Source organism: Kribbella sp. NPDC000426 (assembly GCF_040300265.1).
GTDB lineage: Bacteria > Actinomycetota > Actinomycetes > Propionibacteriales > Kribbellaceae > Kribbella.
Window position 1 is genome coordinate 559,154 of the sequence record NZ_JBEPDK010000003.1, and the last position, 13,864, is coordinate 573,017.

General features: G+C 69.3%; 10 protein-coding genes. 6 read left to right on the forward strand and 4 right to left on the reverse strand.

Annotation, left to right across the window (positions count from 1 at the left end; genetic code table 11):
- Positions 1–5: 5 nt before the first annotated feature.
- Entirely contained in the window at positions 6–818 is an 813-nt protein-coding gene (locus tag ABT313_RS16435; protein ID WP_350853587.1) for a hydroxypyruvate isomerase family protein, read from the reverse strand.
- A 153-nt stretch (positions 819–971) separates the two neighbouring features.
- On the opposite strand from ABT313_RS16435, the gene ABT313_RS16440 reads away from it, so the two are divergent.
- The 6 genes from ABT313_RS16440 (at position 972) to guaD (ending at position 10,595) form a co-directional block, all read left to right on the forward strand.
- On the forward strand, positions 972–2,504 hold the full coding sequence (locus ABT313_RS16440) for a PucR family transcriptional regulator (RefSeq protein ID WP_350853590.1): 1,533 nt from the start codon (positions 972–974) through the stop codon (positions 2,502–2,504).
- Between the two features lie 142 nt (positions 2,505–2,646).
- Positions 2,647–4,560: a 2-oxo-4-hydroxy-4-carboxy-5-ureidoimidazoline decarboxylase gene (uraD, locus tag ABT313_RS16445; protein ID WP_350853593.1), complete on the forward strand. Its 1,914-nt coding sequence runs from the start codon at positions 2,647–2,649 to the stop codon at positions 4,558–4,560.
- Positions 4,557–5,993 (forward strand): xanthine dehydrogenase small subunit, encoded by a 1,437-nt coding sequence (locus ABT313_RS16450; RefSeq protein WP_350853597.1) that lies wholly within the window; start codon positions 4,557–4,559, stop codon positions 5,991–5,993. The genes uraD and ABT313_RS16450 overlap by 4 nt, the downstream gene beginning before the upstream one ends.
- Positions 5,990–8,449 carry a xanthine dehydrogenase molybdopterin binding subunit gene (gene xdhB, locus ABT313_RS16455; RefSeq protein ID WP_350853600.1) on the forward strand — a complete coding sequence of 820 codons (2,460 nt, stop codon included), beginning with the start codon at positions 5,990–5,992 and terminating at the stop codon, positions 8,447–8,449. The genes ABT313_RS16450 and xdhB overlap by 4 nt, the downstream gene beginning before the upstream one ends.
- Positions 8,450–8,454: 5 nt before the next feature.
- Positions 8,455–9,321, forward strand: a complete 867-nt coding sequence (gene xdhC / locus ABT313_RS16460; protein ID WP_350855129.1) for a xanthine dehydrogenase accessory protein XdhC — start codon at positions 8,455–8,457, stop codon at positions 9,319–9,321.
- Positions 9,318–10,595 carry a guanine deaminase gene (gene guaD / locus ABT313_RS16465; RefSeq protein ID WP_350853603.1) on the forward strand — a complete coding sequence of 426 codons (1,278 nt, stop codon included), beginning with the start codon at positions 9,318–9,320 and terminating at the stop codon, positions 10,593–10,595. Before xdhC ends, guaD begins: the two co-directional genes overlap by 4 nt.
- Before the next feature lie 25 nt (positions 10,596–10,620).
- Here guaD and ABT313_RS16470 read toward each other — a convergent pair whose 3' ends face one another.
- The 3 genes from ABT313_RS16470 to pucL all read right to left on the reverse strand — a co-directional run bounded on the left by ABT313_RS16470 (position 10,621) and on the right by pucL (position 13,862).
- Positions 10,621–11,496, reverse strand: a complete 876-nt coding sequence (locus ABT313_RS16470) for a type IV toxin-antitoxin system AbiEi family antitoxin domain-containing protein (RefSeq protein WP_350853605.1) — start codon at positions 11,494–11,496, stop codon at positions 10,621–10,623.
- 114 nt (positions 11,497–11,610) lie between these two features.
- Positions 11,611–12,954: an 8-oxoguanine deaminase gene (locus ABT313_RS16475; RefSeq protein WP_350853608.1), complete on the reverse strand. Its 1,344-nt coding sequence runs from the start codon at positions 12,952–12,954 to the stop codon at positions 11,611–11,613.
- Between the two features lie 2 nt (positions 12,955–12,956).
- Complete coding sequence (gene pucL / locus ABT313_RS16480) at positions 12,957–13,862, reverse strand: factor-independent urate hydroxylase (protein WP_350853611.1); 906 nt, start codon at positions 13,860–13,862, stop codon at positions 12,957–12,959.
- Positions 13,863–13,864: the final 2 nt, after the last annotated feature.

Consider the following 13,864-nt stretch of genomic DNA (forward strand, 5'->3'; position numbering starts at 1 on the left):
GTGTGTCAGCGGCGCTCGAACGGCAGCCAGCCGAAGCTTTCGTCTGAGGTGGTGGACGGCTTGTACTCGAGTCCGACCCAGCCGGCGTAGCGGTTCGCTTCGAGAGCGGTGAGCTGCTGGTCGAGCGGGAGCGTGCCGGTGCCGGGCTCGTTGCGTCCCGGCGCGTCGGCGATCTGCACGTGGGCGACCCAGTCGGTGCTGTCGGCGATCACCTTGTTCACGTCGTCGCCGTTGACCGCGAGGTGGTACAGGTCGGCGAGCAGTCCGACGTTCGGTACGTCGTACGCCGTCCGGACCCGGTCGATCACGGTGAGGGCGTCGGCCGCCGTCTTCAGCGGGTACCGCTCGGCGCCGCTGACCGGCTCGACCAGGACCGTGGCGCCGATCCGCGCGGCGGCTCGGGCGGCGAGGGCGAGGTTCTCGACCGCGAGGTCGTCCTGCTCCTGCTCGCTGCTGCCGTCCACCCGGTTGCCGTACAGGGCGTTGAAGCCCTGGGTCCCGAGCCGCTCGCCGATGCCGACGGTGACGTCGACGTTGTCGCGGAACTCGCTCGACCGCTTCGGCCAGGACACCAGCCCGCGGTCGCCGCCGGGCATGTCGCCGGCGAAGAAGTTGAGGCCGGTCAACTGGACGCCGGCGTCGGTCACTGCGTTGACGAACGCGTCGACCTGCCGGTCCGGCGGGACCGCCTCGACGAACGGCCACCAGAACTCGACCGCGCTGAACCCGGCCCGGCGAGCGGCGGCCGGTCGCTCCAGCAGGGGCAACTCGGTGAAGAGCAACGAGCAGTTCACCGTGTACCGCAGTTGGTGGCTCATCCTGACTCCAATTTCCGTATTGCGGAAGTTCGTTTCTGTTCTGCGAAAACCATAGGTTGGCCGGGGCGAGAGCGTCAAGGTCTGGGTCCGGGACGGCGAGGGGCTGTCTCACGTGGGCGCGCGCGTTGTACGTTCCTCTAAAGGAGGTACGCCGTGCTGCTGTCCGAACTGCTGGATGCGCCCGAGCTCGGGTTGCGACTGCTGCATTCGGCGGGCGGGGTGCTGGATCGCCCGATCGGGCGACTCGTCACCACCGACCTGCTCGAGCCGGGCCGGTACCTGAACGGCGGCGAGGTCGTGCTGACCGGGCTGGTCTGGCGGCGACGGCCGATGGACAGCGAGGTGTTCGTGGCCTCGATGGCGGGACGTGGCGCGACGACGATCCTGGCCGGTAAGGCCCAGCTGGGGGATGTGCCGGGCGACCTGCTGGACGCGTGCCGCCGGCACGAGGTGACACTGATCGAGGTGCCGATCGAGATCGCGTTCGCGGACGTGACGGAGTACGCCGCGGCGGCGGGATCAGCCGAGACCGGGGCCCGGCTGTCGGCGAGTCTGGTCCGCCAGCGGCAGCTGCTGTCGTCGATCGCGGCCGGGCGCAGCCTCGACGAGTTGGCGGCCCGGATCTCCGCGGAGATCGGGCACGACTGTCGCGTGCTGACCCCGACCGGGCGCCACGTCGTACCGGGGCCGGGTGAGCTCGACGCGGCCGCAACCGACGCCGTGACCCGCAAGTTCCTGACCGCGGATCGCACGCCTGCGGTCGCGATGACGATCGATGCGTCGTACAGCCTGTTCCCGGTCGGATCCGGGCTGGGGAACCGGCTGACCGCGTGGGTGCTGGTGATCGAGGGCGACCACAACGAATGGTCCCGCGACCACGTCGAGGCGGTGCACGAGCTGTGCGCAATCGCCGCGCTGGACCGCGCCCGCCGTGACGAAGGCCGCCGGGCGCTGCGTCCGCTGGTCGCCGACGCACTCGCGCTGGTCGAGTCCGGCGCTCCGCAGGCCGAGGTCGCAGCCCGGCTCAAGCAGGCCGGTGCGCACTCGGAGCGACCGATGGTCGTGGCGGTCGCCGAGCTGCGCGACGACGGGCCGAGCGAGGTCGCGCTGAGCCTGCTCGAGGACGTTGCGCTGACCGTCGGCCCGGCCGTCGTCGCGCCCGGACGCGACGGCTTGCTGGTCGGCTTCCTGCCCTACACACCGGGCCTGCCGGAGCACGTACGGCGAAGCTTCAGCCGTCTCGGTCCGGGGCTGAGCCGAGGTCGGCTCGCGGTGGGAATCAGCGGCGAGACCTCGGTCGACGCGCTCGCCGGCGCCCTCGAAGAAGCCCGCTTCGCGCAGCGTGCAGCCGGGGCCGGGCGGGCCCCGGTCTCGGTGGTCACCTCGGACGAGGTCGCGTCCCACGTCCTCCTGCTCGCGACACTGCCCGACGACGTACGGCGTACCTACACCAACCGGGTCCTCGGAGCGGTCCTCGAGCACGACCGCCGTACCCATGCCGACCTGCTCACCACGCTCCAGGCGTTCCTCGCCTGCTCGTGTTCCTGGACGCGCACGGCGGAGTCGCTGCACCTGCACGTGAACACCGTTCGCTACCGGATCGAACGCGTTGAGCAACTGACCGGTCGCGATCTGTCGAGCCTGGAGGACCGGGTCGACGTGTTCCTGGCGCTCAAATCGCTCTGATTGTGTGATCACACAAAGCGGAGTGTTCTCCGGGCGTTCATCTTCGGAGGTTCACCGGGTGCAATCCGGGGCTCGATGAGCCGATGCTCAGGGGCAGGTCAAATCCCCCGCCGCCCCATGCAGCCCGAGGAGCGTGTCCCCGATGAAGGCAAACCTGCGGTCCAGCCGCCACCCCGTCGATCAGGTGCTGCCACCTGGCAAGCTCGCGGTGTACGGCGCTCAGCATGTGCTGGCGTTCTACGCCGGGGCGGTGATCGTACCGATCCTGCTCGCCAGCGCCATCGGGCTCACCACCGAGCAGCTGATCCACCTGATCAACGCGGACCTCTTCACCTGCGGTATCGCCTCGATCATCCAGTCGGTCGGTTTCTGGAAGGTCGGCGTCCGGCTGCCGCTGCTGCAGGGCGTCACGTTCACGGCGGTCTCGCCGATGATCGCGATCGGGCTCGCGGCCGGCGGCGGTACCGACGGCCTGCTGGTGATCTACGGCGCCGTCCTGGTCGCCGGGCTGGCCACGTTCTTCATCGCGCCGTACTTCAGCAAGCTGATCCGGTTCTTCCCGCCAGTCGTGACCGGCTCAGTGATCACGATCATCGGTCTGGCGCTGCTGCCGGTCGCGGCCGGGGACGCTGTCGGCGGGGCCGGCCCGGATGCCGCACCGACCAGCGGGAAGAACATGGCCTACGCGCTGGGGACGCTGGCCTTGATCGTGCTGATCCAGCGGGTGTTCAAGGGCTTCATGGCGACGATCGCCGTGCTGATCGGCCTGGTCGTGGGGACCCTGGTTGCCTGGGCACTCGGCGACGCACACTTCGGGGCGGTCGGGGACGCTGCCTGGGCCGGGGTGACCACGCCGTTCTACTTCGGCTGGCCGAAGTTCTCGGTGGCGGCGATCATCTCGATGATCGTGGTCATGCTGATCACCGCGGTCGAGACCACCGGTGACGTCTTCGCGACCGGTGAGATCGTCGAGAAGCGGATCGGCCGCGAGGACATCGCCCGGGCGCTGCGGGCCGACGGCCTGGCGACCACGATCGGCGGCGTCTTCAACTCGTTCCCGTACACCTGCTTCGCCGAGAACGTCGGCCTGGTCCGGCTGACCCGGGTCCGCAGTCGCTGGGTGGTCGCCACCGCCGGGGCGATCATGATCCTGATCGGGCTGCTGCCGAAGGCCGGCGCGATCGTGGCCGGCGTACCGCATCCGGTCCTGGGCGGCGCGGCGCTGGCAATGTTCGCGACCGTCGCGGTGGTCGGCTTCCAGACCCTGACGAAGGTCGACTTCCACGACCACCGCAACGTGGTCATCGTCGCGACCAGCGTCGGTCTGGCGATGTACGTGACCGCGCAGCCGCAGGTCGCGCAGGCCGTGCCGGACTGGGCCGAGATCATCTTCGGCAGCGGCATCACGCTGGGCAGCCTGACCGCGATCCTGCTGAACATCCTGTTCCACCACGTCGGCAAGAACTTCGGCCCCGCGGTCGCCGGACAGCCGGGTGACTCGGTGCGGCTGGACCAGGTGAACCAGATGACGCGGGAGGAGTTCGTCGAGACCTTCGGCGGGCTGTTCCAGGGTCCGCGCTGGGCCGTCGAGCGGGCCTGGGACATGCGGCCGTACGCCGACACCCACGCGCTGCGACGTTCGTTCCAGGAGGCGTTGTTCTCCGGTTCACGCGAGGAGCAGCGCGATCTGATCCAGGCGTACCCGCAGCTCGGCTCGCAGCTCGTCGCCGACGGCCTGAGCGGCGAGGCGTCGCTGCGGGACCAGTCGGACAAGGGGCTGACGTTCCTGGGCGATCCGGAGCGCGACCAGCTGGCCGCGATCACCTCGGAGTACGAGCAGCGGTTCGGGTTCCCGTTGGTGATCTCGGTGCGCGATGCCGAGTCGTACGACCGGATCGTCGAGCAGGGCCGTGAGCGGCTGGGCAACTGCGAGAACCAGGAGCACGCCGCCGCGCTGCTCGAGATCGCGAAGATCGCCGGCTACCGGTTCGACGACTTCGTGTCCGACGCCAACCCGATCCATAGCGCACGAACCCGTTGGAGCACGAACCGATGACTACCCAAGCACTGCGAGCCCCGGCCGTGACGGTGAACGGTGAACTCACCGCTCTCGGCGACATCCCCGTGCACACCACGGTGCTGGACTGGCTGCGCGACCGCGGGCTGACCGGCGCCAAGGAGGGGTGCGCCGAGGGCGAGTGCGGCGCGTGCTCGATCCTCGTCGCCCGCGCCGGCACCGACACCCCGACCGAGTGGACCGCGGTCAACGCGTGTCTGCTGCCGATCGCCTCACTGGACGGCCAGGAGCTGGTCACCTCCGAAGGTCTCGGCTCACCGGCCGACCTTCACCCGGTGCAGCGCGAGATGGCCGTCCGCGGGGGTTCGCAGTGCGGCTACTGCACACCAGGTTTCGTGTGCAGCATGGCGGCCGAGTTCTACCGTCCGGGCCGGTCGTGCGGTGAAGGCGATCACGAGCACGGTCCGAACGGCTTCGACCTGCACTCGTTGAGCGGGAACCTGTGCCGGTGCACGGGCTATCGCCCGATCCGGGACGCGGCGTATGCGCTCGAGGACCCGACCGAGAACGACGCTCTCGCCGTACGCCGGAACTCGCCGCCGCCCGCTCCGGCGCCGACCGGCATGGCCTCCCCTGAGGGCGAGTTCATCCGCCCGAGCTCGCTCGACCACGCGCTGACTGTCCTGGGCGAACGGACCGATGCGCAGGTCGTGGCCGGTTCGACCGACCTCGGCGTACAGGTGAACATCTTCGGGTCCCGGCCGCCGCTGACCATCGCGATCGACAGGCTGGAGGAGCTGCGCGAGTTCTCCTTCGGCGACGACGAGGTCCGGCTGGGAGCGGCGCTGACGCTCACCGAGATCGAGCGACGGCTGGCGGGCCGGGTGCCGTTGCTGGCCGAGATGTTCCCGCAGTTCGCGTCGCGGCTGATCCGCAACGGCGCGACAATCGGCGGGAACCTGGGGACCGGATCTCCGATCGGCGACACCCCGCCCGCGCTCCTGGCGCTGGATGTTTCTCTGGTCCTCGCCTCCAGCCGCGGTGAGCGGACTGTGCCCCTCGCCGACTACTTCACCGGCTATCGGCAGACCGTGAAGGCTGCCGACGAGCTGATTAGGACGATCGTCGTACCGTTGCCGTTGGCACCGATGACTGCGTTCCACAAGATCGCCAAGCGCCGCTTCGACGACATCTCCAGCGTCGCGATCGGGTACGCCGTCGACGTCCGGGACGGGGTGGTGCGGGACGCGAAGATCGGTCTCGGCGGTGTCGCAGCTACCCCGTTGCGGGCCCGCGAGACCGAGGCGGCGCTGATCGGTCAGCCGTGGAACGAGACGACCGTGCGGACGGCGGCCGGGGTGATGACCGCGGAGGGTACGCCGATGGACGATCACCGCGCGAGTTCGGCGTACCGCTCGGCGATGCTCGGGCAGTCGTTGTTGCGGCTCTACTTCAAGGGGGTCGAGGCATGAGCTCGCTGTCGGAACGGCCTGCTGTTGCCGTCGTCGGCGTACCGCTGCCGCATGAGAGCGCTGCGCTGCATGTGACCGGAACTGCCTTATATACCGACGATCTGGTGATGCGCACCCGCGACGTACTGCATGCGTGGCCGGTGCAGTCGCCGCATGCGCACGCACGGGTGACTGCGCTGCGCGTGAAGCCGGCGTACGACGTGCCTGGCGTCGTGCGAGTGTTGACCGCGGACGACGTACCGGGCATCAACGATGCCGGCGTGAAGCATGACGAGCCGCTGTTCCCGGGCGAGGTCATGTTCAACGGGCACGCGGTGTGCTGGGTGCTCGCGGAGACGTTGGAGGCTGCGCGGCTCGGGGCATTGGCGGTCGAGGTCGAGTACGAGCCGCTGGCCTCGCTGGTGACCGTGCGCGAGGCGATCGAGGCGGGCAGCTTCCAGGGCATCGGGCGGCATCTGGAACGTGGCGACGTGTCAGCTGCGCTGGCAGGCGCTTCGCATGTGTTCAGCGGGGAGTTCGAGTTCGCCGGCCAGGAGCATTTCTACCTAGAGACGCACGCGGCGTTGGCGCTGGTGGACGAGTACGGACAGATCTTCGTGCAGTCGAGTACGCAGCATCCGTCGGAGACGCAGGAGATCGTCGCGCACGTCCTCGGGCTGGCAAGTCACTCGGTCACCGTGCAGTGCTTGCGGATGGGCGGCGGCTTCGGTGGTAAGGAGATGCAGCCGCACGGGTTCGCCGCGATCGCGGCGCTCGGCGCGACGCTGACCGGCCGGCCGGTGCGGTTGCGGCTGAACCGGACGCAGGACATGACGATGTCGGGCAAGCGGCACGGGTTCCACTCGTCGTGGACCGTCGGCTTCTCCGACGACGGCAAGCTGGTCGCCCTGGATGCGACCCTGACCGCGGACGGCGGGTGGAGTCTCGACCTGTCGGAGCCGGTGCTGGCGCGGGCGATGTGCCACATCGACAACGCGTACGAAATCCCCCACGTCCGCGTGGACGGGCAGATCGCGCAGACCAACAAGACGTCGCAGACCGCATTCCGCGGGTTCGGCGGCCCGCAGGGCATGCTCGTCATCGAGGACATCCTCGGTCGGTGCGCGCCGCTTCTCGGGTACGACGCTCTGGAGCTGCGGCGACGGAACTTCTACCAGCCGGGCGACTCCACGCCGTACGGGCAGCCGGTGCGGCACGCGGACCGGCTCGAGTCGTGCTGGAGTCAGGTCATCGCCGGCGGGGATGTCGCTGCGCGGGTTGCTGAGGTGGAGGCGTTCAACGCGTCGCACGAGCATGTGAAGCGTGGGCTGGCGATGACTCCGGTGAAGTTCGGGATCTCGTTCAACCTGACCGCGTTCAACCAGGCCGGGGCGCTCGTCCACGTGTACAAGGACGGGTCGGTGCTGATCAACCACGGCGGCACCGAGATGGGCCAGGGTCTGCACACGAAGATGCTGCAGGTCGCCGCGACCACGCTTGGGGTGCCGCTGTCGCGCGTGCGACTGGCACCGACCCGAACGGACAAGGTGCCGAACACGTCCGCGACTGCTGCATCGTCCGGTGCCGACCTGAACGGGGCCGCGATCAAGAACGCTTGTGAGCAGATCCGGGAGCGGTTGGCTGTCGTTGCCGGCGGGCGGCTGGGGATCAGTCCGTTGGACGTGCGGTTTACAGATGGTCTTGTGACTGGCCTGTCGGGCGACGGTCTGCCGTGGAACGAACTCGTTGGCATGGCCTACATGCAGCGCGTGCAGCTGTGGGCAGCCGGGTTCTACCGGACCGAAGGGCTGCACTGGGACGCCAACGCGATGCGCGGCGAGCCGTTCAAGTACTTCGCGTACGGCGTGGCCGCGTCCGAGGTCGAGGTGGACGGGTTCTCCGGGGCGTACACGGTGCGGCGCGTCGACATCGTGCACGACGTCGGCGACAGCCTGAGCCCGCTGATCGACATCGGGCAGATCGAGGGCGGCTTCGTGCAGGGCGCCGGGTGGTTGACGCTCGAGGACCTGCGCTGGGACGAGAGCACCGGCGATCGGCGCGGTCGGCTGTCCACGCAGGCGGCCAGCACGTACAAGCTGCCGAGCTTCTCGGAGATGCCGGAGGTCTTCAACGTCCGGCTGCTGGAGAAGGCCCACGAGGACGGCGCCGTCTACGGCTCGAAAGCCGTCGGCGAACCGCCACTCATGCTCGCCTTCTCGGTCCGCGAGGCCCTACGCCAAGCAGCCGCGGCCTTCGGCCCAGCCGGAACCAGCGTCGACCTACCATCCCCGGCTACGCCGGAGGCGGTCTACTGGGCGCTCGAGCGCGCCCGCTCGGGCGAACCGGACTGGACTCACGCGAGAGGGCCGGCCTCCACACCCCCGGCCTCCACACCGCCGGGCCTGGCGCCGTCCGGCTTCGCCGGCGGGGCTTCGACTGCGGCGCGATCTATCTCTCCCCGTGGAACGGGAGGGTGATCGAGATGGAGTGGGTGAAGGCGATTCAACGGTTGCGGGCCGGCCGGCAGGCCGGAGTACTGGTGACCGTCATGTCCGTGCGCGGGCACGCTCCGCGGGAGGCCGGCGCCAAGATGGTGGTTGCTGCTGACAACGTCTGGGCGACTGTTGGCGGTGGCAACCTCGAAGCGTTGGCTGTCGAGCGTTCGCGGGAGATGATCGCGGACGGGATCACGGTTCCCGAGGAATTGACGGCTGCGTTGTCGGACAAAGCGCCGTACCAGCACGGGGTTCAGTGTTGTGGTGGAGAGGTGAAGCTGTTGCTGGAACCGTTGCCTGTGGTGCCTTCGGTGGCGATCTTCGGGGTCGGGCACGTCGGACTCGAGCTGGGGCGGATCCTCGCGCGGCACGACATCGAGCTGCATCTGGTCGACTCACGGCCGGACCAGCTGACCGCGGATCGCCTTGCTGTGTTGGACGATGCGGTGGCGCAGGTCCACGTGCACAACGTGCCGGTACTGCCGGAGCTCGTGGTCGGCGAACTGCCGCCGGGTACGCACGCAGTGATCATGACGCACGACCACGCCGAGGACGCCGCCCTCTGTGACGTTGCCATCCGCAACGACGACCTGGCCACGATCGGCCTGATCGGCTCCAGCGCCAAGTGGACCCGCTTCCAGCGCAAGCTCGCCGAGGACGGCAACTCCGCGGCCGCGATCGCCCGGATCACTACGCCGATCGGCATTCCCGGCGTGACCAGAAAGGAACCGGCCGTCATCGCGGTCAGTGTCGCGGCCTGGCTGCTCGAACGTTTTACCGCCGACCGGCATCCCGTGTCGGCCCATCCTGCCGAACGTCGCCCCGCGTCGGCTCATCGTGAGGCGAAGGCATGACTATCTTCCGTGGCACGTTCATCGACACGCCGGAGAACCCGTTCAACGGCGGGAACCTGCGCGTGGACAGCGACACGGGACTCCTGGTCCAGGACGGCGTAATCGTTGCCCGCGGCCCCTTCCTGGAGATCCGGACCGCGCACCCCGCCGAGCAGGTCGTCGACCTGACCGACGGTGTCGTACTCCCGGGCTTCGTCGACACCCACGTCCACTTCCCGCAGATCCGCGCTGTCGGCGGTCTCGGGCTGCCGCTGCTCGAGTGGCTCGACCGGTACGCGCTGCCGGAAGAGGCTCGGATGGCGGACGTCTCCTACGCCACCGGTGTCGCCAACGAGTTCGTCCGCGGCCTCGCTGCAGCCGGTACGACGTCGGCGCTCGTCTTCGGCGCGCACTACGCCGACGCGGTCGATGCGCTGTTCAACGCCGCGTCCGGCGTCGGCCTGCGGGTGACGAGCGGTCTCGTGCTGAGCGACCGGTTGCTCCGGCCGGAGCTCCTGACGACACCGGTCCGCGCGTACGCCGAGTCGCTCGCCCTCGCGAACCGCTGGCACGGCGTCGGCCGCAACCGGTACGCCGTGACACCGCGCTTCTCGCTGTCCTGCACCGACGACCTGCTCGCGACCTGCCGCGAGCTGATGGAAGCGATCCCCGGCGCTCTGTTCACCTCCCACGTGAACGAGAACGAGGCCGAGATCGCGTCGGTCGCCGACCTGTTCGGCGGTGCCGACTACGTCACGACGTACGACAGGCACGGCCTGGTGGATCGCCGTACCGTGCTCGCTCACAACGTCCACCCGACGGACGTGGAGCTCAAGATGCTCGCGACCAGCGGCGCGACCGTCGCCCACTGCCCGACGAGCAACGCGGCGCTGGGCAGCGGCCTGTTCCCGCTGAGCCGCCACCTGCAGTACGGCGTACGCGTGGCCCTCGGATCGGATGTGGGCGCCGGCACGGGCTTCTCCCTCTTGAAGGAAGGTCTGCAGGCGTACTTCTGCCAGCAACTCCTGGCAGACCAAGGTCGCCCGCTGACAGCAGCCCACCTGCTCTACCTCTCCACTGCCGCCGGCGCCGAGGCTCTGGATCTCCCGCACGTCGGCCACTTGAGCGTCGGCCAGCACTTCGACGCCCAGCTCCTCCGCCCCGCGGACGGCTCCCCGCTCGCCGTCGCCATCACCCACGCCGAGGACACCGAAGAGGCCCTGGCCCGCATCTTCACCCTGGGGACGCCCGCGGACGTCCAGGCAGTGTGGATCAACGGCACCCTCCTCCACTGACCGCCGGCCGGCCTTGGACCAGCTGCTACTCGTCCAAGGCCGGCCGGTGCGGCTGACCCACGCAGCCTGTGTCTGACCACAAGCTATTGCCTATCGCCAGTCCCCACGGTGTACCTCGACACCGCCCGCCAGAGGCGCGCGGCCGTTTCGTGAGGGTCCCGAGGAGGAGGAAGTCGACGCGGCCGATGAAGCGGCCGGCCTCGTCGCGGATCTCGACCTGCAGCTGCGGCACGGGCAGTCCGTGGTTGGCCATCAGGACACGGAGGCGAGACTCGCCGACCGACTCGCTGCGGCCGTCCGCGAACTCCACGGCCGCACGCGCTGCCGGCAGGCCGTGCCAGTGACGATGACGCCGTACGACGGCCGCGAGTCGATCGCGGGTCGACAACCCCAATCGCAATGCGCCGTCGGCCAGGACGACGCCGACCTCGTACGACGTCGTACACGCGGTCTCCACGACAGCGCGCTCGCACGCGGTGACCTGCAGCCCGTTCAGCTCCACGATCTCGTCGGCGGCGAGCGCACTGCGATGCACACGGATCCGGCGACCGGAGCGGGACTGCCCGGTCCCCAATCGGGTGAAATGCGCGGCAGAAAGGTCAGCGCCCCATACCGGTAGCCCGTGGAGCAGCGCCGCCGACTGATGGCTGACCACGACGGCCCCGAGTCGTTCGCGAGCCATTCGCACGCTGAGCCGATGGAGCCGGATCGCACGCTCCCACGGCGGCTCGTCAGCGGGCCAGCCGCGCGGATCGACGTACGAGTTGAAGCTCATCCGGACCCACTGCCCGCTCCGCACCCGCTGCCGCACCTGGCTGTCGCTGTACCCGGCGGCGAGCGCGTCCGGGCGGGTGAACCACCCACCCCGCCCTGCCGCGATCACTTCCAATCTCCTGTTCATGCCCAAGAACATGCACGCGCCGCAGCCCCCCTCGGCCCATGATTGCCTGTTTGTGGATAACCGCCGGGGACTGCCGATAAGCGATTGCCTATCGGCAGTCCCCAGGGCTGGTGCTCAGTCGAGGAGCTTGGCCTGGGTGCGGGCGACGCCGGCGGCGAGAGTGGCTGCGTCGGCGGTGAGGAGTACGTCGTTCTCCACGACGGGGCGGCCGTTGACGAGGAGGAGTGCCAGCGGGGGTGGCGTTGAGAGCACGAGGGCGGCCACCGGATCGGGGATGCCGGCGTGGGGCAGGGTGTTCAGGTTCCAGACGGCCAGGTCGGCGAGCTTGCCCGGCTCCAGCGAACCGATGTGGTCCTGACGGCCGAGGATGCGGGCGCCGTCCAGGGTCGCCATTTCCAAGGCGGCTCTGACCGTCAGGGACTGGGGGCCGCCGCGGGCTCTGGCGAAGAGCAGGGCGTGGCGGACTTCCTCGACCAGGCTGCCGGATTCGTTGCTGGCGGCACCATCTACGCCCAGTCCCACCGGAGCGCCGGCGGCACGGAGGTCCGCAGTACGGGCGATGCCTGCGCCCAGGCGAGCGTTGGAGCTCGGGCAATGTGCCACGCCGGTCCCGGTGCTGCCGAGGTGCTTGATCTCGGTGTCGTCGAAGTGGATGCCGTGGGCAAACCACACGTCGGACCCGGTCCAGCCGAGGCTGTCGGCGTACTCGAGCGGCGTGCAGCCGTGCGTCTCCCGGCACCAGTCCGTCTCGTCCGTCGTCTCGGCGAGATGGGTGTGCATCCGTACGCCGCGGCGCCGCGCCAGCTCGGCCGAGTCGCGCATCAGTTCGCCGCTCACGCTGAACGGCGAGCAGGGCGCGACCACGATCTGCAGCATCGAGTCCGGCGACGGATCGTGCCAGCGGTCGATCGCGACCTCGGTCGCGGCGAGGATCTCGTCGCGGTCCTCGACGACGGAGTCCGGCGGCAGTCCGCCGTCCTTCTGACCGCGATCCATCGACCCTCGAGCCGGATGGAACCTCAACCCGATCTCGCCGGCCGCAGCGATCTCCGCCGCGAGCAGGTCGCCGCCAGCACGCGGGAAGACGTAGTGGTGGTCGGCTGCCGTCGTACATCCAGTTAACGCCAGTTGGGCGAGCGCCGCCTGCGCGGCGACGTACACGGTCTCCTCGGAGATCCGGGCCCAGACCGGGTACAGCGTCGTCAGCCATTCGAACAACGTCGCGTCCGCGGCGAGACCGCGCGTCACCCATTGGTACAGGTGCTGATGCGTGTTCACGAAGCCCGGCGTGACCAGGCATCCCGAGCCGTCGACGACCCGGGCGCCGTCGTACGCCGGTGCCGGACCGGGGCCGACCGCAACGATCTGCTTGCCTTCGACAACGACATGCCCGGTGAACTCACGCCGGGACGGATCGAGGGTCGCCACGTGGGCGGCCTCGATCACGATCCTCGCCATGGTCAGCAGAATCCGGGTACGGCGTGCCACGCGCTCCCGGCGTCGCTCGCGTCGTCGCGGGTCACCGTGGCCTCGATCAGGCCGTAGGGACGGTCCGCGGCGATGAAGACCTCGCCCGGGTTCTCGACCCCGAACGGCGACAGGTCGACCAGGAAGTGGTGCTTGTTCGGCGCGGAGAACTTGATCTCGGCAACCTCCGGGTGCTGCTCGAGCACAGCCTCGCCCATGCCGTACAGCGTCTGCTGCAGGGCGAGGCTGTGGATCGTCGCGAACCGCGAGAGCAGCAGGCCCTTGATCTGGTCGTACGACTTGTCCCAGTCGACGTCGGTGTGGTCGTACCGCCACCGCGCGACCAGCGACGTCGCGAGGATCCGGTCGTTCGTCTCCGGCAGCGTCGTGTACTTGTCCTTGAGGAACCCGTGGAACTCCGACCCGGTCGACTTCAGGACGACGAGATCGCTGATCCCCGACACGACGTACGACTTCCGATCCGCGCCGCGGCCCTCGACGTTGACGACCGTCGTACGCACCCCGCCGCCGGTCCGGACGAACGAGTGGTCGTGGTCCTGGCCGTCGACCTGGATCCGGTCCCAGGCGTACTCCTCGACCTCGATCCGCGCGCCCTCGGCGGCCGGCGACGCGTCGAGGAAGTGCGCGCCGAGCGTCAGCGCGTAGTCCTCGATCGCCCCGACGCCCTTCTCCTTGGCGAAGGCGAACGCGGTGTTCTTCTGCGTGTCGGTCGGCAGTACGTCGCTCTGGTCGCCGGTCGTGTGCGCGGCCTCGAAGTTGCCGCGCAGGGCGGTCGAGACGTTCAGGTCGCGGATCTGGTGGCGCGGCGTGTCCCGGTAGATCCGGACTACGCGGCTCTCGGCTTTGCCGTACTGGTTGGCGCCCAGGTGGATGGCCATGG

Coding starts and splice junctions, on each gene's coding strand:
- ABT313_RS16435 (WP_350853587.1), bottom strand. CDS start 818: ATGAGCCACCAACTGCGGTACACGGTGAACTGCTCGTTGCTCTTCACC.
- uraD (WP_350853593.1), top strand. CDS start 2,647: ATGAAGGCAAACCTGCGGTCCAGCCGCCACCCCGTCGATCAGGTGCTG.
- ABT313_RS16450 (WP_350853597.1), top strand. CDS start 4,557: ATGACTACCCAAGCACTGCGAGCCCCGGCCGTGACGGTGAACGGTGAA.
- xdhB (WP_350853600.1), top strand. CDS start 5,990: ATGAGCTCGCTGTCGGAACGGCCTGCTGTTGCCGTCGTCGGCGTACCG.
- xdhC (WP_350855129.1), top strand. CDS start 8,455: ATGGAGTGGGTGAAGGCGATTCAACGGTTGCGGGCCGGCCGGCAGGCC.
- guaD (WP_350853603.1), top strand. CDS start 9,318: ATGACTATCTTCCGTGGCACGTTCATCGACACGCCGGAGAACCCGTTC.
- ABT313_RS16470 (WP_350853605.1), bottom strand. CDS start 11,496: ATGAACAGGAGATTGGAAGTGATCGCGGCAGGGCGGGGTGGGTGGTTC.
- ABT313_RS16475 (WP_350853608.1), bottom strand. CDS start 12,954: ATGGCGAGGATCGTGATCGAGGCCGCCCACGTGGCGACCCTCGATCCG.
- pucL (WP_350853611.1), bottom strand. CDS start 13,862: ATGGCCATCCACCTGGGCGCCAACCAGTACGGCAAAGCCGAGAGCCGC.